We start from the raw sequence: 21,682 nt of genomic DNA on the forward strand, positions 1-21,682 counted from the left end.
CATGACCTGATAACGCGAGCACTTCCTTTGTTCGCTGATAAAGCCAGTCCATTTGCAACCTTCACTCAATAGCTTGAAGTGTGTTCCAGGCGGATTCCCTTTCCGCACGCACAACACCCTGACCTGCGCACGGGGCCCGGCATTGACAGAAAAAACCAATAACGGTCGAAGGCGCTAACTGTCCGACGGCTGCGCCTGGCCCTTGCTCCAGCCCCCCGTGGACAAGCGATAAGGCACCAGCGCCCCGTGGTCGTTGATGACACTGAAATTCAACTGGGCGTCCTCGGCCTGGGCATGCTCCTGCAGCTCATAATCGACGGCCTGTCCCGGGGCCAGCATCGAATTTTTCCGATGCAGGACCCGACGTCCCCCGGAGAGCAACTGAATGTCCACCAGCGTCACGTGATAAGGCCCGGTGTTGGCCACCTTCAGCACGCCACCACGAGGCAGGCTCCAGCGCAACTGTTCGGGCGCCTGTTCGACAGCGCCGTTGAGCCGGTCGGGGCGGTAGAACACCTTGATGCGCTGGCGGATGCCGATCTGCAGGACATTTTCCTGTTCACTGGCCTGGGGAATTTCCTGCACGTTCAACCAGAACAGGGACTCACGGTCCGCGGGCATCGCGGCCCCGGAATGAATGAGACGAACCGTCTGCCGCCCGCCCGAGGGCAATTGCACCAGGGGCGGGACCACCACGAAAGGCGGCTCTTGCGTGACGCCGTCAGCGGCTTCGAGCCAGGACTGCAGCAATATGCTCGAGGCGTTGTTGTTCAGTACACTGAGTACCGCTTCCTTGTCTTGCGCCGGGTAAACCACCCGTGTCGTATTCAACACAATACCTGCCCGCGCATCGGCTCCTATCCACATTGCCAGGACAATGCCGATCACCGGAGCAAAAACGTTCCGCATGTGAACTACCCATTTCAGTGAAAAAAGAACGGAGCTGTTCAAGGCTCCGCTCAAGACGACCGCTTAGTTATAAGTCAGGACAAAGGGCACGGTGCCAGTCGCCGCGCCGGGTACCGTGGCCACACCGTTCTTGACGAACACCGCCCTCAGCGCCAGTGCACCGCGCGAGCCCGTACCGCTGGGCTCGAGGATGCCGTCGATGGTGTCGGTAGGGTCCTGGATATTGAGGAAGGCGTCGCTGTCGCGGCGGACCAGGCCGATCCCCACGCCCTTGGCGGCCCCGGCGGTAATCAACAGGTAAGGATCGTTCGCGTCGGTTTGCGAAGGCCGGAAGGACATATGCACGGTGTTCTCCGCCGCCGGTTGCAGGCAGGTCACCACCAGGTCGATGTTTTTCGCGGTGCCCAGTCGCGAATCGGTGCGATTACCGATATCGGCAAAGGACACACGTCCCAGGTCCACCGGGATGTTATCGGCTGAGCCACCGCCGGAAGATACTTCGCAACTGGTATTGGTCAAGGCACCGGTAAAATTCAGCGTGCCACTGTTGGCTGCGTGTGCGGTAGTTACTGCCCCCAGGGTCGCCGCCAATAAAGCCAGGGTCATAGAGATCTTTTTCATGCGAACACAATCCTTCGAGTTAATTCGTTTGCACCCATCACTTGGGTGGCGAGCACTATAGACCCGAAGAATTTATTACGCTGTAAGCCCTTCCCGATTGGAAAACTAAGATCACGCTTACAAAGAGGAACGCCAATACTGTCAGAACTCGACGTCACTCCAAACCTCAAGAAAAAAGAACAACCGCTGTTTAACATTCAAACTATTTTCACGAAACAGCACATCAATAAAACAACATTATCGCGCCATTTGATATTGATCTGATGCCATCGAAAATAGTTACAAACAGCCCATTCATTCAATATTCCCAAGTTCCCGACATGCACGTTTTAACCGGACGCCGGATTTTTACCTGCCTGGCGGCCCGTCTATACACGTAACAGACAGCAACCGGGGCTTGCGACCACGTACAACTTACCTGTACGTGATGATCACCACGCCTTGTGCGCTCGTCTGCCGGGCCGCGATATTCGTCGCCAAGGGTTGATAGCTCACACTGAAAGGCAGCCGACCCTCGCGGCAGGCATTAGCCGCCGTATCGACACTCAAACTCAATACAGGGGAAACCTTGATCCATCGGTTGCTGGCGCCGAGATTGCCATTGGCTTGTGTTCCGATGTCGCAAGTGGATTCCACCATCTCACCGGAAAACCTGATCTTCCCGGCATTATTCGCCGCCTGTACGTTGAAACCAGCCGCCAGCAACAAAGCCACACTGAGACTGACTATTTTTCCGTTCATTTCCAGCACTCCCAAAGCAGGGTCGGCATTAACCAGTAAAGATCACTACTGGCCACTACACCAGAAACCAAAGAATTATCCGTAGGACATATCGTCATTGTTTGTCCGCCCACGATACTCTTTAACCTTATCGTCCAAAGCGATAGCGGCTTTAATAGCCCTGCGTGTTATAAGACGGACGGTTTTCTGACAGCCCTGTCAGTTGGCCGTCACCTTGCTGACCGGGTTGGGGGGTTATAAAGAGGCTACTGTTCTGCCAGCATTCACCTTCCTATTCCTTTGTCCCGGCGTCCCGACAGCATGCGTATCCCGAAGAAAACCGCATTGATCCTTGGCCTGCTGGTGCTCCTGGCCGCGGTCGCGATCTGGGCGCTGACCCGACCGTCTCAGACCAAGCCCGGCGCCAGTGTCGCCGTGCCGGTCAAGGTGGTCAGCGTGGTCCAGCGGGATGTGCCGCGTTATGTCAGCGGCATCGGCTCGGTGCTGTCGTTGCACAGCGTGGTGATCCGCCCACAGATCGACGGCATCCTCACCAAGCTGCCGGTCAGGGAAGGGCAATGGGTCAAGGAGGGCGATCTGCTGGCGACCCTCGATGACCGTTCGATCCAGGCCAACCTGGCGCAGGCCAAGGCCCAGCTGGCGCAAAGCCAGGCGCAGTTGCAGGTGGCGGAAGTCGATCTCAAGCGCTACAAATTGCTGACGGTCGATAACGGCATTTCCAAACAGACCTACGACCAGCAACAGGCACTGGTCAATCAACTGAAGGCCACCACCCAAGGCAACCAGGCGGCAATTGCGGCGGCGCAGGTCCAGTTGTCCTATACCCAGATCCATTCACCGGTCACCGGCCGCGTCGGTATCCGGGCCGTGGACGAAGGCAACTTCCTGCGCATGAGCGACGCCCAGGGCCTGCTCTCGGTAACCCAGATCGACCCGATTGCCGTGGAGTTCTCGCTGCCCCAGCAGATGCTGCCAACCTTGCAAGGCTTGCTCGGCACCACCCCGCCGGCACTGGTCAGCGCCTTCCTCGGGGAGGATGGGCATAGTGCTACCCTGCTCGGCGAAGGCCACCTGAGCCTGATCGACAACCAGGTCGCGGCAGGCACGGGGACCATCAAGGCCAAGGCCGAATTCAGCAACAAGAGTCAGAAGCTCTGGCCGGGTCAACTGGTGAACATCAAGATCCAGACGGCCCTCGAACGCGGTGCCCTGGTGGTACCGCCTTCGGTGGTCCAGCGCGGCCTGGACAATTACTTCGTCTATCGGGTCAAAGGCAGCGGCGTGGAAGTGGTACCGGTGCAGATGGCCTATCAGGACAGCGACCTGAATATCATCAAGGGCGTGCAGGCCGGCGATGTACTGGTCAGCGACGGCCAGTCACGGCTCAAGCCGACCTCGCGGATCGAAGTGCTCGGCGAACCCAAGCTGGCTGAGCGCCAGGCGGTCGTGGAGCCCAAGCCATGATCAAGGACAGTCGTGGCGTTTCGGCCTGGTGCATCGACCACCCGGTGGCGACCATCCTGCTGACCTTCGCCCTGGTCCTGCTCGGGGTGATCGCCTTCCCGCGCCTGCCCCTGGCGCCATTGCCGGAAGCCGAGTTCCCGACCATCCAGGTCTCCGCCCAGTTGCCCGGCGCCAGTCCGCAAACCATGGCCTCTTCAGTCGCCACGCCGCTGGAGGTGCAATTCAGCGCCATCCCCGGCATGACCCAGATGACCTCCAGCAGCGCCCTGGGCACCACCACCCTGACGTTGCAATTCACCCTCAGTAAAAGCATCGACACCGCCGCCCAGGAAGTCCAGGCGGCGATCAATACCGCCTCGGGCAAGTTGCCCAAGGACATGCCGACCTTGCCGACCTGGCGCAAGGTCAATCCGGCCGACAGCCCGGTGCTGATCCTCAGTATCAGTTCCAGCCAGATGCCCGGCACCGAACTCAGCGACTATGCCGAAACCCTGCTGGCGCGCCAGCTCAGCCAGATCGACGGCGTCGGCCAGATCAACATCACCGGCCAGCAGCGCCCGGCCATCCGGGTCCAGGCCTCGGCGGACAAGCTGGCGGCCATCGGCCTGACCCTGGCGGACATCCGCCAGGCGATCCAGCAGACCAGCCTCAACCTGGCCAAGGGCGCGCTGTACGGCAAATCGAGCATCTCCACCCTGTCGACCAACGACCAACTGTTCCAGCCGGAGGAATACGGCCAGTTGATCGTTTCCTACAAGAATGGCGCGCCGGTCCAGCTCAAGGACGTCGCCCGGGTGATCCGCGGCTCCGAAGACGCCTACGTGCAGGCCTGGTCCGGTGACGAGCCGGGAGTGAACCTGGTGATTTCGCGTCAACCGGGGGCCAACATCGTCGACACCGTGGATCGCATCCAGGCCGCCCTGCCGGGACTGCAAGGCATGCTGCCGGCCTCGGTGCAGGTCAAGGTGCTGATCGACCGGACCCAGACCATCCGCGCCTCGCTGCATGAGGTGGAAATGACCCTGCTGATCGCCATCCTGCTGGTGGTGGCGGTGATGGCGCTGTTCCTGCGCCAGTTGTCGGCGACCCTGATCGTCACCGCCGTGCTCGGCGTATCGCTGGTGGCCAGCTTCGCCCTGATGTACGTGATGGGCTTCAGCCTGAACAACCTGACCCTGGTAGCGATCGTCATCGCCGTGGGTTTCGTGGTCGACGACGCGATTGTCGTGGTGGAAAACATCCACCGCCACCTCGAAGCCGGCGACGGTATGCGCGAAGCGGCGATCAAGGGCGCCGGGGAAATCGGCTTTACCGTGGTCTCCATCAGCTTCTCGCTGATCGCCGCGTTCATTCCGCTGCTGTTCATGGGTGGCGTGGTCGGCCGGTTGTTCAAGGAGTTCGCCCTGACCGCCACCTCGACCATCCTGATTTCGGTGGTGGTCTCGCTGACCCTGGCACCGACCCTGGCCGCGCTGTTCATGCGCGCGCCGGTGCATCGCGAACACGCGAAGCCGGGCTTCGGCGAACGCCTGCTGGCCGTCTACGAACGTGGCCTGCGGCGCGCCCTGGCACACCAGAAACTGATGTTCGGGCTGTTCTGCGTGACCCTGGGCCTGGCCATTGCCGGCTATGTGTTCATTCCCAAGGGGTTCTTCCCGATCCAGGACACCGGCTTCGTCCTCGGCACCACCGAGGCCGCCGCCGACGTTTCCTTCAATGACATGGTCGCCAAGCACAAGGCCCTGGCCGAGATCGTCGCGGCCGATCCGGCGGTGCAAGCCTTCTCCCATTCCGTGGGGGTTTCCGGCAGCAACCAGACCATTGCCAACGGCCGCTTCTGGATCGCTCTCAAGCCACAGGACCAGCGGGATGTCTCCGCCAGCGCGTTTATCGACCGTATTCGCCCACAACTGATGAAGCTTCCCGGCATCGTCCTCTACCTGCGGGCCGGTCAGGACATCAACCTCAGTTCCGGCCCGAGTCGGGCCCAGTATCAATACGTGCTCAAGAGCAATGACGGCGATACGCTCAACACCTGGACCCAGCGCCTGACGGAAAAACTGCGGGCCAACCCGGCGTTTCGCGACTTGTCCAACGACCTGCAACTGGGCGGCAGCATCACCCATATCAACATCGACCGTGGCGCCGCCGCGCGTTTCGGCCTGACCGCCAGCGATGTCGACGAAGCCCTCTACGATGCCTTCGGCCAACGGCAGATCAACGAGTACCAGACCGAGACCAACCAGTACAACGTGATCCTCGAACTGGATGCCGCCCAGCGCGGCAAGGCCGAAAGCCTGAACTACTTCTACCTGCGCTCGCCGCTGAGCGGCGAGATGGTCCCGCTCTCGGCCCTGGCGCGCTTCGATGTGCCCACCAGCGGTCCGTTGTCCATCGCCCATGACGGCATGTTCCCGGCCGCCAACCTGTCGTTCAACCTGACACCCGGCGTGGCCCTGGGCGATGCGGTGCTGCAACTCAACCAGGCGAAGAACGAGATCGGCATGCCGGCCTCCATCAGCGGCAGTTTCCAGGGCGCGGCCCAAGCGTTCCAGAGCTCCCTCGCCAGCCAACCATGGCTGATCCTCGCCGCGCTGGTGGCGGTCTACATCATCCTCGGGGTGCTTTACGAAAGTTTCGTGCACCCGCTGACGATCATTTCCACTTTGCCATCCGCCGGTCTCGGCGCGCTGATCATGCTGTGGCTGCTGGGCCAGGATTTCTCGATCATGGCGCTGATCGGCCTGGTGCTGCTGATCGGCATCGTGAAAAAGAACGGCATCCTGATGATCGACTTCGCCCTCGAGGCCCAGCGCGCGGGCCTGTCGCCGGAAGACGCGATCTACAAGGCCTGTATCACCCGGTTCCGCCCGATCATCATGACCACCCTGGCCGCCCTGCTCGGCGCCCTGCCGCTGATGCTCGGCCACGGCACCGGCGCCGAGTTGCGCCAACCCCTGGGGATCGCCGTGGTCGGCGGACTGCTGGTGAGCCAGGCACTGACGCTGTTCACCACCCCCGTCATATACTTGTGGCTTGAGCGGCTGTTCCATCGGCCGACACCGGCGCCCGCGCCGGCGATCACTCTCTGAGGCGGGCACATGCGCATACTGATTATCGAAGACGAAGAAAAAACCGCCGATTACCTGCATCGCGGCCTGACTGAACAGGGTTACACCGTGGACGTCGCCCGGGAGGGTGTCGGTGGCCTGCACCTGGCCCTGGAAAGCGACTACGCGGTGATCGTCCTCGACGTGATGCTGCCGGAGCTGGACGGTTTCGGCGTGCTCAAGGCGTTGCGCGCGCGCAAGCAGACGCCAGTGATCATGCTCACCGCCCGCGAGCGTGTCGAAGACCGGATTCGCGGCCTGCGCGAGGGCGCCGACGACTACCTCGGCAAACCCTTTTCCTTCCTCGAACTGGTGGCGCGCCTGCAGGCCCTGACCCGGCGCAGCGGCGGTGCCCACGAACCGGTACAGATCAGCGTCGCCGACCTCTGGGTCGACCTGATCAGTCGCAAGGCCAGCCGCGCCGGCATGCGCCTGGATCTGACCGCCAAGGAGTTCTCGCTGCTCAGCGTGCTGGCCCGACGCCAGGGTGAAATCCTCTCCAAGACCGCGATTGCCGAGATGGTCTGGGACATCAATTTCGACAGCGACGCGAATGTCGTCGAAGTCGCGATCAAGCGCCTGCGGGCCAAGCTCGACGGGCCGTTCGAACAGAAACTGCTGCACACCATCCGCGGCATGGGCTATGTGCTGGAGAATCGCGGTGTCGACTAACAGCATTGCCCTGCGCCTGAGCGGTCTGTTCAGCGCGGTGGCGCTGCTGGTCTTCCTGTTGATCGGCTGGGCCCTGTACCAGCAGGTGGACAAGGGCCTGGGCCTGCTCCCGGAAGCCGAACTGGAGGCGCGCTACAGCGTGTTGGAGTCGTCGCTCAATCGCTTCGGCAACCAGGACCATTGGGCCAAGGTGAGCGCCAAGCTCAAGCAGTTGGGCGAAGAGGACAAACGCATTCGTTTCTGGGTGGTCAGCAGCGATGCGAACTACGAATACGGCGCCCCGGATGCGCGGATCCGCGCCTTCGCCGAGGGTCCCCGGGGCATGCGCGACTTGTACTTGCCGGGGCATGCCTACCCGTTCAAGGTGCTGCTCAATGCCTTGCCGGCCAAGGAGCAGCGTCCGCCACTGAAGTTTCTGATCGCCATCGACACCGAAACCTTCCGCCAGACCCAACATCGCCTGCTGATCGCCCTGATCAGCCTGGCCATCGCCGGCATCGCGCTGGCGTCCGCGCTGGGTTACTGGGTGACACGGATCGGCCTGAAGCCCTTGATCAGACTTTCGGAAGAGGCACAGAAACTCGCCCCGCCACGACTGTCCGGACGTCTGCAATTGTCGCCACTGCCACCGGAACTCAGTCAGTTCGTCAACTCCTTCAATTCGACCCTGGAGCGTGTCGAGCAAGCCTATTCGCGGCTGGAGTCGTTCAACGCCGACGTCGCCCATGAACTGCGCTCGCCGCTGACCAATCTGATCGGCCAGACCCAGGTGGCCCTGACCCGCGGGCGCTCGGCGGAGCACTATTTCGAGGTCCTGCAATCGAACCTCGAAGAGCTGGAGCGCCTGCGCTCGATCATCAACGACATGCTGTTCCTGGCCAGTGCCGACCAGGGCAGCAAGGCCACCAAGCTGATCAGCACCTCGCTGGCCGGCGAGGTGGCGACGACCCTGGACTATCTGGATTTCATTCTCGAAGACGCCCAGGTCCAGGTACGGGTCAGCGGCGATGCCCAGGTGCGGATCGAGATCGCCCACCTGCGCCGGGCGCTGATCAATCTGCTGAGCAACGCGGTACAGCACACCGCGCCGGGCCAGGCGATCGAGGTGCGGATCGAGCGCGCGGGCGAGCAAGTGACGATTGCCGTCTCCAACCCTGGCGAAGCCATTGCCGGGGAGCATCTTTCGCGACTGTTCGAACGTTTCTACCGAGTCGATGCCTCGCGTAGCAACAGCGGCGCCAACCATGGGCTGGGACTGGCGATCGTCAAGGCCATCGCGCTGATGCATGGCGGCGATGTGTTCGTGCGCAGCCACGGCGGGATCAATACCTTTGGCCTCTATCTCCCGGCCTGAACGCACGCCAGAGCTGACATATCCCTCATGGAATCCGGGTTGCCGGCGATGGCGAGCGGACGGCCAGCACAAGGCCCAGGATCGGCGCTGATCGGAGCACTTCAACGATGCAACTATTACCGGTTTTGTAACGGTAATTATCCCTTCCGGCGCTTTTTCCCAGCGGACAGGGCCTTTATTGTGCGCGCACCACACAGCACTTGCCCCGCAAGAAGGTCCTAAAAATGTCTACCACCATGGGTATGGCCAGCGTTTTCGCCCTGTCCGCCTTGTTGTTGTCGCCTCTGGCCCTGGCCGAGGAATCCCAATCGTTCGCCGCCCGGAATGCCGCCCGCGTCGCCAGCGCCGAGCAAAGCCAAGCCGAAATGAGCGCCAAGGATCAATACGCTAACCCCGGGCAACACACCTCCGCCGCCCAGGGACAGTCCGACAGCAGCAAAGACAGCTGAAGCACGCCCCGCAACGTTTTCCCTCGACATTCATCCAGCGCTCTACCCGCGATTGAATGTTTTAAAGCCGCCGAAAAGGCGGCTTTTTTCTGTTCATTGTCCTGGCTGTAACGATCACCGGCCTGGGCCTGTCCGGGCCGGGCTCGGCCATCCGCCGCCGTCATGGCGAACGGGATCGCTCCAACTCCGATCAGATCAATGTTTTTCAAAAAGCAAAAACTCTGAACATCGGTCTCTTGAGACTGGCGTTTTTTTTGCGTGGGCCGTATATATGCGCCCATAACCCCTTGTAACCGAGAGTGCCACCATCAATCGATACTCGGCAAAACCCGCCAATCCGCAAACCCTGCTGATACTCGGTTGCACGCTCACGGTTGTTGCCATTCTTGCCATTGTGAGCTATCTGCTGGTTCGCGAGCGCGGCAGTGCCGCTCAGGCCGCCGCCCGATCAGCAAGCAATATCGTGCAACTGATCGATGCCGATGTACTGCGCAACGTGGAACTCTACGACCTGGCGGTCAAGGGGCTGATAAAGGCCTCGCAACGCCCGGACCTGGTGAACGTACCGCCTCAGGTTCGCCATCTCGCACTCTTCGACCGGGCCTCGAGCGCGTCCCACAGAGGCGACGTCCTCCTGCTTGATCGCCAGGGTGGTGTCATCGCCGACTCGCTCTCGGTCAAGCCGCGGGTCGATAATTTTTCCGACCGTGAATACTTCCAGGCTCATTTGCGCAATCCAGACCTGGGACTGATGATCAGCCGTCCGTTCAAGGCCCGCCGAGAGCCCCACCCGTGGCTGATCGGTTTCAGTCGCCGGCTATCCGCGACAGACGGAACCTTTCTCGGGGTCGCCGCCGCCGCGATGCGCCTGAGTTACTTCGACGAATTGTTCAAGACCTTGAACGTCGGCAAGGGCAGTTCGATCAATCTGGTCAGCACCGAAGGCGTTCTCCTCGCCCAACAGCCGCCACTGGCCGAGGAACTGATCGGCAAGGATTTCAGTAAACGGCCCAACTTCCTCCGTATCCTGAAGGAGGGCGAAGGCAGCTTTACCAGCATCTCCAGCGTCGACGGCGCCGAGCGGCTTTATACCTTCTCGCAGGTGGGCAAGTTGCCATTGCTGGTGGTGGTCGGCCTCTCCACCGATGAGGTCTATGGCACCTGGAAGCGCACCGCATGGCTGATCGGCCTCGCCACCGGCATTCTTTGCCTGGGCCTGCTCTGGCTGACCTGGCTGCTCTCCCGGGAGCTGCGCCTGCGCCTGCGCGCCGAACAGGAACTCGCCGAACTGGCCGCGACCGACGCGTTGACCGGCCTGGCCAATCGCCGGGCGCTGGATGAAACCCTGCAGCGCGAGTGGGCCAGGGCGCAACGCGCGGGCAAACCGCTGTCACTGTTGATGATCGATGCCGATCACTTCAAAGCCTTCAACGACCGCCACGGTCACCCGGCCGGCGACGAGGCCCTGCGGCGACTGGCGCGGGTGATCGTCGACAATATTCGTCGTCCTGGCGATATGGCGGCGCGCTATGGCGGCGAGGAGTTTGCCGCGGTGTTGCCGGAAACCGACGCGCAAGGCGCGTTGAACCTGGCGCAAAAGATCAGGACAGCCATGGCCGCGCAGGCACCGTTCAATGGCGACCAGCAGCCGATTAGCGTCAGCATCGGTGCCAGCACCGCTTCCCCGCCCGGCGAAGGCACGTTGGAGCAACTGCTGAACAAAGCTGACCAGGCGTTGTACCAAGCCAAGCATGAAGGCCGCGACCGGGTGGTGCATATCAGCCTCGACCGCCCCCCCTTGTAGGAGCAGCCGGTCGAGGCTCGATTGCTCGCGCCTACCAGGGGGCACAAAAAAAACCGCCCGAAGGCGGCTTTCAAATACAACAAAAGGAGAGAGTCGTTACACGGCCGCAACGGGACGCATGTAAGAGATCGGCGCGGTGCTGGCGTCTTCGAAGGTCACCACTTCCCAGGCATCTTTCTGCTCGATGAGCTTACGCAGAAGCTGGTTGTTCAGCGCGTGACCGGACTTGAAGCCTCTGAACTCACCAATCAGGCTGTTGCCCAGCAGGTAGAGGTCACCGATGGCGTCGAGGATCTTGTGTTTGACGAATTCGTCTTCGTAACGAAGGCCGTCTTCGTTCAGTACACCGTCCGAATCGACCACGATGGCGTTTTCCACGCTACCGCCAAGTGCGAGGTTGTGCTTGCGCAGGTACTCGATATCACTCATGAAACCAAAGGTCCGGGCGCGGCTGACTTCTTTTACGAACGAAGTGCTGGAAAAATCCACGCTGGCACTCTGGATGCGGTCACGAAACACCGGGTGATCGAAATCGATCTCAAAGCTCACCTTGAACCCTTCGAAAGGCACGAAAGTGGCGCGCTTGTCGCCGTCTTCCACTGTGACTTCACGCAGGATGCGGATGAACTTCTTGGCTGCGTCCTGTTCTTCCAGGCCGGCAGATTGAATCAGGAATACGAAGGGTCCAGCGCTACCATCCATGATCGGGACTTCGGACGCGGAGAGCTCGACGTAGGCGTTATCGATGCCCAGGCCGGCCATGGCCGAGAGCAAGTGCTCCACCGTGTCCACCTTGACGTCACCGTTGACCAACGTGGTCGACATCGTGGTTTCGCCAACATTTTCCGCGCGCGCAGGAATCTGCACCACAGGGTCGAGGTCGGCACGACAAAACACGATACCGGTGTCCACAGGCGCTGGCTTGAGGGTCAGGTAGACCTTCTCGCCGGAGTGCAGGCCGACACCTGTAGCACGGATAATATTTTTCAGGGTGCGTTGTTTAATCATGGCATGGGCCGCTTCAGCGCAAATTGCGAACAGGTATCAACAAAGGCTGGCGATAATAGCAGACCAGACCTTTGCTGAACACCAATCACCCTAATACTCCTGATACATTCCATCAATCAGCCTGGCGACGCAGGAAAGCCGGGATATCCAGATAGTCCAGGTCGTCTTGCGGGTTCATCTTCGCGGCAGTCGCGGCACCGGCCTGGGCCTGGTTGCGCATGACGGTCGGACGGTCCAGGTCACGGTAATTCACCGACGGCATTTCCTGACGCGCTTGCGAAGGCGCCTGGGCGGCAGCCGACTGGCTGGTCTGCAGCGTGTTGTCGATGACCTTCACAGGTTTCTCGATACGGGCGCCCAGGCCAGTCGCGACCACGGTCACGTGCAGCTCGTCGCGCATGTCCGGATCGATCACGGTACCGACCTTGACCATGGCGTGCTCGGAAGCGAAGGCTTCGATGATGCTACCCACGTCGGAGTACTCACCCAGGGACAGGTCAGGACCGGCGGTGATGTTCACCAGGATGCCACGCGCGCCTTGCAGGTTGACGTCTTCCAGCAGCGGGTTGCGGATTGCCGCCTCGGTGGCTTCACGCGCACGGTTCGGACCGCTGGCGCAGCCAGTGCCCATCATCGCCATGCCCATTTCGCTCATCACGGTACGCACGTCGGCGAAGTCGACGTTGATCATGCCCGGACGCTTGATGATGTCGGAGATACCGCGAACGGCACCGGCGAGTACATCGTCAGCCTTGGCGAAAGCCGACAGCAGGCTGGCGTCCTTACCAAGGATGGTCAGCAGCTTCTCGTTGGGGATGGTGATCAACGAGTCGACGCTTTCGCTCAGCGCGCGGATGCCCTCATCGGCGATCTGCATGCGTTTGCGGCCTTCGAACGGGAACGGACGGGTCACCACCGCAACGGTGAGGATGCCCATTTCCTTCGCCACTTCGGCAATGATCGGCGCCGCACCGGTACCGGTACCGCCACCCATGCCGGTGGTGATGAACACCATGTTGGTGCCCTGCAACACTTCGGCGATGCGCTCGCGATCTTCCAGCGCGGCCTGACGACCGACTTCCGGATTGGCGCCGGCACCCAGGCCCTTGGTCACGCCGGTACCCAGTTGCAGGATAGTCCGCGCGCCAATGTTCTTCAGGGCCTGGGCATCGGTGTTGGCGCAGATGAACTCGACGCCTTCAATGTTGCTCTTGACCATATGGTTAACGGCGTTGCCGCCGCCACCGCCTACGCCGATAACCTTGATTACCGGACTTTGTGGGACGTTGTCTACGAGTTCGAACATGTTCCCTCTCCTTTCATTCTCTAGTTTTTTCGCCTACTTCTACTGCTTTGAAACTTTAAAAGTTGCCCTGAACCCAGCGTTTCAAACGCTCCAGCACAGGTGCTTTCTGTTCTTCATCGCGATAGTCGTTTCTGTTGCCGCCGTTGTAGCCGGACAGGGAAATGCCGTCCGACTGCTTTTGCAGTCCGTACAGCAACAGCCCTACCCCAGTTGAATAGATCGGGTTACGGATCACGTCCGCGAGCCCTTTGACAGTGTGCGGAACGCCCAGGCGCACCGGCATGTGGAAAATCTCTTCGGCCAGTTCGACCGCGCCTTCCATCTTCGAAGTACCACCGGTCAGCACGATGCCCGCCGGGATCAGGTCTTCGTAGCCGCTGCGCCGCAGCTCGGCCTGGATCAGGGTGAACAGCTCGTCGTAACGCGGCTCGACCACCTCGGCCAGGGCCTGGCGCGACAGTTCGCGCGGCGGACGATCGCCGACGCTCGGGACCTTGATGGTTTCACCGGCACCGGCCAGTTTCGCCAGGGCGCAGGCGTAGCGGATCTTGATCTCTTCGGCGTACTGGGTCGGAGTCCGCAGGGCCATGGCGATGTCGTTGGTCACCTGGTCGCCGGCAATCGGGATCACCGCGGTGTGACGGATCGCGCCTTCGGTGAAGATCGCGATGTCGGTGGTGCCGCCGCCGATATCCACCAGGCACACGCCCAGCTCTTTCTCGTCATCGGTCAGCACCGAGTACGCGGACGCCAACTGCTCGAGGATGATGTCGTCGATTTCCAGGCCGCAACGGCGCACGCATTTCTCGATGTTCTGCGCCGCGTTCACCGCGCAGGTGACCACATGGACCTTGGCTTCCAGGCGCACGCCGGACATCCCGAGAGGCTCACGCACGCCTTCCTGGTTGTCGATCACATAGTCCTGCGGCAGGGTGTGCAACACCCGCTGGTCCGCCGGGATCGCCACGGCCTGGGCCGCGTCGAGCACCCGCTCGAGGTCCGCCGCGCTGACTTCGCGATCGCGGATCGCGACAATGCCGTGGGAATTCAGGCTGCGGATATGATTGCCCGCCACGCCGACGAAGGCCGAGTGAATCCGGCAACCGGCCATCAGTTGCGCTTCTTCTACCGCGCGCTGGATCGACTGCACGGTGGACTCGATATTCACCACCACGCCCTTCTTCAGGCCGCGAGAAGGATGGGTACCGATACCGACGATTTCCAGCGTGCCATCGGCCGCGACCTCGCCTACCAGCGCCACCACCTTGGAGGTGCCGATATCCAGTCCGACGATCATTTTGCCGCTTTGCACATTTGCCATGGTCCTGCCTCTTCTTAATTCTTCGCAACGGCGGGTTTGGCCGTCACGGGCGCCACAGGTTCCCGCCATCCGACGGCCAGGCCGTTGGAGTAACGCAGATCGATGCTGGCAATGTTCGTAATCTGTTCTTTCAGCGTTTTTTCATAAATGGCAATGAAACGGCGCATCTTCTCGACCAGATGGTCGCGGCCCAACAACAGCTCGATCCCCGGCCCCGCGCTACCCGCGCCGGTGGTCAGGAACCAACTCCCGCGTTCACGCAGCTCCAGCCGGACAATCGAGAAACCCAGCGGGCGCAGCATTTGACTCAACACCTGATACTGCTGCATCACCTGCTGCTGGGCCCGTTGCGGACCGACCAACTGCGGCAGATGTTCGTAGTTCGCCAGCTCCCGTGGCGCGAACGCCTGGCCCTGGTTGTTCAACAACGCGCCGTCGCCCCAGCGGGCCACCGGCAGTTGCTCTTCCAGACGGATCACCACCTGGTCCGGCCATACGCGCCGGACCTCGGCGTGGGCGATCCAGGGCATGGTTTCCAACTCGGCGCGCATGCTCGCCAGGTCGATGGTGAAGAAGCTCGAGGCGACGTACGGCGCGATCCGCTGCTGCACCGCCTGCTGGCTGATATAGCTCAGGTCGCCCTGCACGTTGATCTTGCTGATCGGTCGATCGGCATAGGGCAACAGCCGCTGGGCGCCTTCATAGGTGCCGAAGCCCAGGGCCACCAGCAACACCGGCCACATCAGGCTCTTCAAAAAGCCGAAGTTGGCTTTCGGCAGGCGCACCGACATCGGTTCTTTAGCCACCATCCGGCTGGCACCCCGCGGCACCGGCTTGTTACGGCCGGGGACGGGTGACTGATGACGAATCGATGCGCCGTGCATGGTCTTAACCTCGCGCCTCTACGTGACGGGTAACGCTCGCCGCCAGGATCGACAGCACCAGTTGCTGGAAGTCCAGGCCGGCCGCCCGCGCCGCCATGGGTACCAGGCTGTGGTCGGTCATGCCCGGCGCGGTGTTGACTTCCAGGAACCAGAACTGCCCGTCCGCATCCTGCATCACGTCGGCCCGGCCCCAACCGGCGATACCGAGCGCCTCGCAGGCCTTGGCCGTGAGGTCCATCAATTGCTTTTCCTTGGCACTGTCGAGGCCGCAGGGAATCCGATACTGGGTATCGGAAGCCAGGTACTTGGCGTCGTAGTCGTAGAACGAATGCGGAGTGCCGAGGGCAATCGGCGGCAGGATCTGGTCGCGCAGGGTCGCAATGGTGAACTCGGGACCTTGAATCCACTGTTCGACCAGGACTTGCGAATCGTAGGTGGCGGCGGCTTTCCAGGCGACGATCAACTCATCGACGCCGGTCACCTTGGCCATCCCAATACTGGAACCTTCATGAGCAGGTTTGACGATCAAAGGGAAACCCAGTTCCGCACCGGCTGAAATACAGTCGGCCTCGCAGCTCAATACGGCGTGACGCGGTGTCGGAATCCCCAGGCTGTGCCAGACCTGCTTGGTGCGCAGCTTGTCCATGGCCAGGGCCGAAGCAAGGATGCCGCTGCCGGTGTAGGGAATCCCCAGGCATTCGAGCAAGCCTTGCATGCTGCCGTCTTCACCGCCGCGGCCATGCAGAATGATGAAGGCGCGATCGATCTTCTCGTTGAGCAGGCGTTGCAGGAAATCATCGCCCACATCGATACCGAAGGCGTCGACACCGGCGCTTTGCAGCGCTTGCAGCACCGCGTTGCCCGACTTCAGCGACACCTCGCGCTCGGCGCTCTTGCCGCCGAACAGCACAGCGACGCGGCCGAAAGCTTGCGGTTCGAGGGTCGAGATCAGGTTGGCGTAAGCAGCGCTCATTTCGACTCCCCCTGGCTGGCCACGGTATTGGCAAACAGCGGGCTCTTGAGCAATTGCGGAGCCAGGCCACCGATATCGCCGGCGCCCTGGCACAGCAGGATGTCACCCGGCAGCAACAGCGGCTTGACCAGCGGCGCCAGGTCCACGCCACGCTCGATATAGATCGGGTCGAGCTGACCACGCTGGCGGATGCTGCGGCACAACTGGCGGCTGTCCGCGCCCGGAATCGGTTCCTCGCCGGCCGGATAGACTTCCATCAGCAGCAAGACATTGGCGTCGGCCAGCACCTGGACGAAATCGTCGTACAGGTCGCGGGTACGGGTGTAGCGGTGTGGCTGGTAGACCATCACCAGGCGGCGCTCCGGCCAACCGCCGCGCACGGCCTTGATCACCGCCGCGACTTCGGTCGGGTGGTGACCGTAGTCGTCCACCAGCATCACGCTGCCGCCGTCCACCGGCAGTTCGCCGTAGACCTGGAAGCGTCGACCGACACCCTGGAAGCCCGACAGGCCCTGGACGATGGCCGCGTCGCTGATCCCTTCGTCGGTGGCGATGGCGATGGTCGCCAGGGCATTGAGCACGTTGTGATTGCCCGGCATGTTCACCGACACGCTCAGCGGCTCGCAGTCGCGGCGCAGCACGGTGAAGTGGGTCTGCATACCGGCCTGGCGAATATTGATCGCGCGGACATCGGCGTCTTCGTGCACACCGTAGGTCAGGGTCGGACGGGCGATCTGCGGCAGGATCTCGCGGACCACCGGATCGTCCAGGCAGACCACGGCCAGACCGTAGAACGGCAGGTTGTGGAGGAACTCGACGAAGGTTTTCTTCAGTTTGTTGAAGTCGCCTTCATAGGTGTCCATATGGTCGGCGTCGATGTTGGTGACCACCGCGACCAGCGGTTGCAGGTGCAGGAAGCTGGCGTCGCTTTCATCGGCTTCGGCGATCAGGTAGCGGCTGGTGCCGAGCTGGGCATTGGTGCCCGCGGCATTCAGCCGGCCACCGATGACAAAGGTCGGATCGAGGCCGCCGGCGGCGAACACCGAGGCGATCAGGCTGGTGGTGGTGGTCTTGCCATGGGTACCGGCGACCGCGATACCGTGGCGATAGCGCATCAGTTCGGCCAGCATCTCGGCTCGCGGCACCACTGGAATGCGCCGTTCGAGAGCAGTGGCGACTTCCGGGTTGGACTTGTTCACGGCACTGGAAACCACCAGCACATCGGCCTGGGCGGCATTCTCGGCGCGATGGCCGATATAGATGTGCGCACCGAAGGACTCCAGGCGCTCGGTCACCGGCGAACTCTTCAGGTCGGAACCGGAGACGTCATAGCCCAGGTTCAGCAACACCTCGGCGATACCGCACATGCCCACGCCACCGATACCGACGAAGTGGATACGCCGGATACGACGCATTTCCGGTTGCGGCATGGCTTTCTTACTCTCAACCATGGGCCACCTCCAGGCAGATCTCGACCACGGTGCGGGTGGCATCTGGCTTGGCCAGGCGGCGGGCAGTGCGCGCCATGCTGTTCAGTCGTTCCGGTTGCATCAAAACCTCTGTCAGGCGAGCCGCCAGGTCGGCGGCGCCAGTCGTTCTTTGCGGCAGCAGGAAGGCAGCGCCCTCCCCGGCCAGATATTCGGCATTGCGGGTCTGGTGATCGTCGATCGCATGGGGCAAGGGCACCAGCAACGACGGCAGACCGGCAGCGGCCAGTTCACTGACGGTCAAGGCGCCAGCGCGGCAGACCACCAGGTCGGCCCAGCCATAGGCTTGGGCCATGTCTTTGATAAAGGGCGCCACTTGCGCCTCGACGCCGACCGCCTGATAGCGTTCGGCGGTGATTTCGTCGTGATTGCGCCCGGCCTGGTGGAACACTTCCGGGCGGTACTCGGCCGGCACCAGCGCCAGCGCCTCGGGCAACAACTTGTTCAGCGGCTCGGCCCCCTGGCTGCCGCCGAGGATCAGCAAGCGCGCGCGGCGTCCGACCAGGGCCTGGCGTGGGGTTTCCAGGAACAATTCGGTGCGCACCGGATTGCCGGTGGTCCGCCGTTTGCCTGAAGCGCCGAAGGTATTCGGGAAAGCTTCGCAGACCCGGCTCGCCAAGGGCACCAGCAACCGATTGGCGGTACCCGCCACGGCGTTCTGCTCATGAACGATCACCGGGATACCGGCCATCCGCGCGGCGACGCCGCCGGGGCCGGTGACGTAGCCGCCAAAGCCCAGCACACACACCGGTTTCAGCTCACGCATGACCTTGCGCGCCTGCCACACCGCCTTGAGCAGGATGAACGGCGCCTTGAGCAGCGACAGCTTGCCCTTGCCCCGCAACCCCGTGACCTGGATCAGGTGCAGCGGCAGACCAGCGCCCGGCACCAGCTCGTTCTCGATGCCACGCGGCGTGCCCAACCAATGCACATCGAAGCCACGCGCCTGGAATTCCCGCGCGCAGGCCAGCGCCGGGAACACGTGCCCACCGGTGCCGCCGGCCATGATCAGCACTTTAGCGCCCATGGGGTGACTCCTCGGCGAAGTCACTTTCATTGAACTCCATCTCCTCGCTGCCCAGATGGGTTCGACTTTCCCATTCGATACGCAGCAGCAAGCCGAGACAGATGCAGCAGATCACCAACGAACTGCCGCCATAACTGAGGAACGGCAGGGTCAGGCCCTTGGTCGGCAACAGGCCGACGTTCACACCAATATTGATCAGGAATTGACCGATCCACAGGAACGCCAGACCGTAGGCCATATAGGCGGCAAAGAATTGCTTGGCCTTCTCCGCCCACAAGCCGATGTACATGGCCCGCACACTGACGAAAACAAACAGCGCGACCGTGAGCAGCGAGCCCACCGCCCCCAGCTCCTCGGCCAGCACCGAGAACACGAAGTCGGTGTGGGCCTCGGGCAGGTAGAACTGTTTCTGCACGCTGTTGCCCAGGCCCACGCCCAGCCATTCGCCGCGACCGAAGGCAATCAGCGCCTGGGTCAGCTGGTAACCGGAACCGAACTGGTCGGCCCAGGGATCGGTAAAGGTGGTCAGGCGCGCCATCCGATAGGGTTGCGCCTTGATCAGCACCACCACCGCGACGACCGCGAGCATGACCATCAGGCCAAAGCGCAACAGCCCGACACCGCCAAGAAACAGCATCGCCGCCGCCGCGCCCATCATCACCACGGTGGCGCCGAAGTCCGGCTCCATCAGCAACAGGCCGGCCATCGGCAACAACACGATGAAGGGCTTGAAGAAACCCATCCAGCTTTCGCGGACTTCCTTCTGCCGTCGCACCAGGTAACCGGCGAGGTAGATCACCACGAAGACCTTGGCGACCTCCGAGGGCTGTACGTTGAAGAAGCTGAAGCCGATCCAGCGCATCGAACCGTTCACTTCGCGGCCGATGCCCGGCAGCAGCACCATCACCAGCAAGCCAAAGGCGCCCACCAACATCATGAACCCCATGCGCTGCCAGGTGGCGATCGGCACCATCATGGTGGCAATGCAAGCGCCCAGGCCGATGACCATATAAATCAGGTGGCGGATCATGTGGTACAGCGCGTTGCCCGACTGCACCGCGGCGACTTCCGACGACGCCGAGGTGATCATCACCAGGCCCAGGCCCAGCAGCCCCAGGGCGCCGGCCAGCATCGGAAAATCGACATCGATGCCACGACCGCTGATCAGCGGCGACGGATAGGGCTTGAGAATATTGAAATTCATGCCAACCCCTCCACGGCCTGGGCGAACAAGCGTCCGCGTTCTTCGTAATTCTTGAACATGTCCAGGCTCGCGCAGGCCGGCGACAGCAACACCGCGTCCCCCGACTCGGCCAGTTCGGCACAGCGTTGCACGGCCTGCTCCAGCGTCTGCACGCGGATCAGCGGCACGCCGTCGCCCAGGGCCTCGGCCAGGCGCTCGGCATCGCGACCGAGCAGGACCACCGCACGGCAGTTGGCCGTGACCGGGCCACGCAGGGCGGAGAAATCCGCGCCCTTGCCATCGCCACCGGCAATCAGCACCAGCTTGCCGGCGATATCGGCGCCGAGGCCCTCGATGGCGGCCAGGGCCGCACCGACGTTGGTGGCCTTGGAGTCGTTGTAGTAATTCACCCCGTGCAACTCACGCAGCCACTGGCAGCGATGCTCGAGACCGGCAAAAGTACGCAGACTCGACAGCATGGCGTCGAACGGCAGCCCGACCGCATGGCCCAGGGCCAGGGCCGCCAGGGCATTGGCCTGATTGTGGGCGCCGCGAATACGCAGCTCGCTGACCGGCATCAGGTTCTGGAACTCGAAGGCCAGGTACTTCTCGCCGTTCTCTTCGCGCAGGCCAAAGGCCTTGAAGTCCGGTTTGCCGAGGCCGAAGGTCCAGCACGGCAGGCCTTCGTTCATCAGCGGTCGGGACAAGGCATCCTGGCGGTTGACCACCACCTGCCTGGCACCACGGAAAATCCGGTGCTTGGCCAGGTGATAGGCCGGCAGGCCGCTGTAGCGATCCATATGGTCTTCGCTGACATTGAGCACGGTGGCCACTTCGGCGCCGAGGTGATCGGTGGTTTCCAGCTGGAAGCTCGACAGCTCCAATACGTACAACTCGACGTCGTCGCTGAGCAGATCCAGCGCCGGGGTGCCAAGGTTGCCGCCAACAGCGACCCGTTTGCCCGCCGCGGCCGCCATCTCGCCCACCAGGGTAGTGACGGTACTTTTCGCATTGGAGCCGCTGATGGCGACAATCGGCGCCTTCGCATTGCGCGCGAACAGCTCGATATCGCCGGACAATTTCACGCCACGGGCCGCCGCGGCTTGCAGGGCCGGAGTCGCCAGGGCCAGACCGGGGCTCACGTAGAGCTCGTCGGCACGGCAGAGGAATTCGACGTCCAGCTCGCCACAACGCACTTCCACCTGCGGATAGTCACGGCGCAGCGTGGCCAACTCCGGCGGATTGTCCCGCGTATCGGCCACCGCAAAGGCGATGCCCCGGCTCGCCAGGAAGCGAACCAGGGACATGCCGCTCTTGCCGAGGCCGACAATGATGCGGAAGTGGTCAGAAGCGATCAGCGACACGTGTT

At 62.2% G+C, this 21,682-nt stretch carries 18 protein-coding genes; 6 read left to right on the top strand and 12 right to left on the bottom strand.

All coding sequences use genetic code 11. From position 1 onward, the window contains the following. Positions 1-174: 174 nt before the first annotated feature. The 3 genes from PFEN_RS06530 to PFEN_RS06540 all read right to left on the bottom strand — a co-directional run bounded on the left by PFEN_RS06530 (position 175) and on the right by PFEN_RS06540 (position 2,271). A complete protein-coding gene (locus PFEN_RS06530; protein WP_191486096.1) occupies positions 175-909 on the bottom strand; it encodes a molecular chaperone in 735 nt (244 codons plus the stop codon). 63 nt (positions 910-972) lie between these two features. Further along, positions 973-1,530: a fimbrial protein gene (locus tag PFEN_RS06535; protein ID WP_191486097.1), complete on the bottom strand. Its 558-nt coding sequence runs from the start codon at positions 1,528-1,530 to the stop codon at positions 973-975. Positions 1,531-1,944: 414 nt separating this feature from the next. Further along, positions 1,945-2,271, bottom strand: coding sequence for a hypothetical protein (locus PFEN_RS06540; RefSeq protein WP_191486098.1), 327 nt, complete (start codon positions 2,269-2,271; stop codon positions 1,945-1,947). 300 nt (positions 2,272-2,571) lie between these two features. Between PFEN_RS06540 and PFEN_RS06545 the strand changes: the two genes are divergently transcribed. From PFEN_RS06545 to PFEN_RS06570, 6 genes are all read left to right on the top strand, one after another. Continuing rightward, entirely contained in the window at positions 2,572-3,735 is a 1,164-nt protein-coding gene (locus tag PFEN_RS06545) for an efflux RND transporter periplasmic adaptor subunit (protein WP_191486099.1), read from the top strand. Then, on the top strand, positions 3,732-6,827 hold the full coding sequence (locus PFEN_RS06550) for a multidrug efflux RND transporter permease subunit (protein ID WP_191486100.1): 3,096 nt from the start codon (positions 3,732-3,734) through the stop codon (positions 6,825-6,827). Before PFEN_RS06545 ends, PFEN_RS06550 begins: the two co-directional genes overlap by 4 nt. Before the next feature lie 9 nt (positions 6,828-6,836). After that, positions 6,837-7,517, top strand: a complete 681-nt coding sequence (locus PFEN_RS06555) for a heavy metal response regulator transcription factor (protein WP_191486101.1) — start codon at positions 6,837-6,839, stop codon at positions 7,515-7,517. Further along, positions 7,507-8,871, top strand: a complete 1,365-nt coding sequence (locus PFEN_RS06560) for a heavy metal sensor histidine kinase (protein ID WP_191486102.1) — start codon at positions 7,507-7,509, stop codon at positions 8,869-8,871. Before PFEN_RS06555 ends, PFEN_RS06560 begins: the two co-directional genes overlap by 11 nt. Positions 8,872-9,095: 224 nt before the next feature. Next, positions 9,096-9,320, top strand: coding sequence for a hypothetical protein (locus PFEN_RS06565; protein ID WP_191486103.1), 225 nt, complete (start codon positions 9,096-9,098; stop codon positions 9,318-9,320). A 307-nt stretch (positions 9,321-9,627) separates the two neighbouring features. Beyond that, positions 9,628-11,124, top strand: a complete 1,497-nt coding sequence (locus PFEN_RS06570; RefSeq protein WP_412071407.1) for a diguanylate cyclase — start codon at positions 9,628-9,630, stop codon at positions 11,122-11,124. A gap of 96 nt (positions 11,125-11,220) precedes the next feature. On the opposite strand, the gene lpxC is transcribed toward PFEN_RS06570, so the two are convergent. The 9 genes from lpxC to murD all read right to left on the bottom strand — a co-directional run bounded on the left by lpxC (position 11,221) and on the right by murD (position 21,677). Then, on the bottom strand, positions 11,221-12,132 hold the full coding sequence (lpxC, locus tag PFEN_RS06575) for a UDP-3-O-acyl-N-acetylglucosamine deacetylase (protein WP_191486104.1): 912 nt from the start codon (positions 12,130-12,132) through the stop codon (positions 11,221-11,223). Positions 12,133-12,244: 112 nt separating this feature from the next. Further along, positions 12,245-13,438 (bottom strand): cell division protein FtsZ, encoded by a 1,194-nt coding sequence (gene ftsZ, locus PFEN_RS06580; protein WP_191486105.1) that lies wholly within the window; start codon positions 13,436-13,438, stop codon positions 12,245-12,247. 55 nt (positions 13,439-13,493) lie between these two features. Beyond that, on the bottom strand, positions 13,494-14,759 hold the full coding sequence (gene ftsA, locus PFEN_RS06585) for a cell division protein FtsA (RefSeq protein WP_191486106.1): 1,266 nt from the start codon (positions 14,757-14,759) through the stop codon (positions 13,494-13,496). 14 nt (positions 14,760-14,773) lie between these two features. Beyond that, positions 14,774-15,643 (bottom strand): cell division protein FtsQ/DivIB, encoded by an 870-nt coding sequence (locus PFEN_RS06590; protein ID WP_191486107.1) that lies wholly within the window; start codon positions 15,641-15,643, stop codon positions 14,774-14,776. A 4-nt stretch (positions 15,644-15,647) separates the two neighbouring features. Continuing rightward, on the bottom strand, positions 15,648-16,616 hold the full coding sequence (locus PFEN_RS06595) for a D-alanine--D-alanine ligase (protein WP_191486108.1): 969 nt from the start codon (positions 16,614-16,616) through the stop codon (positions 15,648-15,650). After that, complete coding sequence (gene murC, locus PFEN_RS06600; protein WP_191486109.1) at positions 16,613-18,067, bottom strand: UDP-N-acetylmuramate--L-alanine ligase; 1,455 nt, start codon at positions 18,065-18,067, stop codon at positions 16,613-16,615. The genes PFEN_RS06595 and murC overlap by 4 nt, the downstream gene beginning before the upstream one ends. Continuing rightward, the gene (murG, locus tag PFEN_RS06605; protein ID WP_191486110.1) at positions 18,060-19,130 is read right to left on the bottom strand and encodes an undecaprenyldiphospho-muramoylpentapeptide beta-N-acetylglucosaminyltransferase; all 1,071 of its coding nucleotides are present in this window, start codon (positions 19,128-19,130) and stop codon (positions 18,060-18,062) included. The genes murC and murG overlap by 8 nt, the downstream gene beginning before the upstream one ends. Beyond that, the gene (gene ftsW, locus PFEN_RS06610) at positions 19,120-20,334 is read right to left on the bottom strand and encodes a putative lipid II flippase FtsW (RefSeq protein WP_191486111.1); all 1,215 of its coding nucleotides are present in this window, start codon (positions 20,332-20,334) and stop codon (positions 19,120-19,122) included. Before ftsW ends, murG begins: the two co-directional genes overlap by 11 nt. Then, positions 20,331-21,677, bottom strand: coding sequence for a UDP-N-acetylmuramoyl-L-alanine--D-glutamate ligase (gene murD / locus PFEN_RS06615; protein ID WP_191486112.1), 1,347 nt, complete (start codon positions 21,675-21,677; stop codon positions 20,331-20,333). The genes ftsW and murD overlap by 4 nt, the downstream gene beginning before the upstream one ends. Between the last annotated feature and the right edge of the window lie 5 nt (positions 21,678-21,682).

Source organism: Pseudomonas sp. FEN (assembly GCF_904067045.1).
In the GTDB taxonomy this organism is placed as follows: domain Bacteria; phylum Pseudomonadota; class Gammaproteobacteria; order Pseudomonadales; family Pseudomonadaceae; genus Aquipseudomonas.

What these genes read in the sequence shown, in the direction of transcription:
- ftsW (WP_191486111.1), bottom strand. Translation starts at nt 20,334, where the DNA reads ATGAATTTCAATATTCTCAAGCCCTATCCGTCGCCGCTGATCAGCGGT.
- PFEN_RS06540 (WP_191486098.1), bottom strand. Translation starts at nt 2,271, where the DNA reads ATGAACGGAAAAATAGTCAGTCTCAGTGTGGCTTTGTTGCTGGCGGCT.
- PFEN_RS06535 (WP_191486097.1), bottom strand. Translation starts at nt 1,530, where the DNA reads ATGAAAAAGATCTCTATGACCCTGGCTTTATTGGCGGCGACCCTGGGG.
- ftsZ (WP_191486105.1), bottom strand. Translation starts at nt 13,438, where the DNA reads ATGTTCGAACTCGTAGACAACGTCCCACAAAGTCCGGTAATCAAGGTT.
- PFEN_RS06545 (WP_191486099.1), top strand. Translation starts at nt 2,572, where the DNA reads ATGCGTATCCCGAAGAAAACCGCATTGATCCTTGGCCTGCTGGTGCTC.
- PFEN_RS06595 (WP_191486108.1), bottom strand. Translation starts at nt 16,616, where the DNA reads ATGAGCGCTGCTTACGCCAACCTGATCTCGACCCTCGAACCGCAAGCT.
- PFEN_RS06550 (WP_191486100.1), top strand. Translation starts at nt 3,732, where the DNA reads ATGATCAAGGACAGTCGTGGCGTTTCGGCCTGGTGCATCGACCACCCG.
- lpxC (WP_191486104.1), bottom strand. Translation starts at nt 12,132, where the DNA reads ATGATTAAACAACGCACCCTGAAAAATATTATCCGTGCTACAGGTGTC.
- PFEN_RS06555 (WP_191486101.1), top strand. Translation starts at nt 6,837, where the DNA reads ATGCGCATACTGATTATCGAAGACGAAGAAAAAACCGCCGATTACCTG.
- PFEN_RS06590 (WP_191486107.1), bottom strand. Translation starts at nt 15,643, where the DNA reads ATGCACGGCGCATCGATTCGTCATCAGTCACCCGTCCCCGGCCGTAAC.
- PFEN_RS06530 (WP_191486096.1), bottom strand. Translation starts at nt 909, where the DNA reads ATGCGGAACGTTTTTGCTCCGGTGATCGGCATTGTCCTGGCAATGTGG.
- murG (WP_191486110.1), bottom strand. Translation starts at nt 19,130, where the DNA reads ATGGGCGCTAAAGTGCTGATCATGGCCGGCGGCACCGGTGGGCACGTG.
- ftsA (WP_191486106.1), bottom strand. Translation starts at nt 14,759, where the DNA reads ATGGCAAATGTGCAAAGCGGCAAAATGATCGTCGGACTGGATATCGGC.
- PFEN_RS06565 (WP_191486103.1), top strand. Translation starts at nt 9,096, where the DNA reads ATGTCTACCACCATGGGTATGGCCAGCGTTTTCGCCCTGTCCGCCTTG.
- murC (WP_191486109.1), bottom strand. Translation starts at nt 18,067, where the DNA reads ATGGTTGAGAGTAAGAAAGCCATGCCGCAACCGGAAATGCGTCGTATC.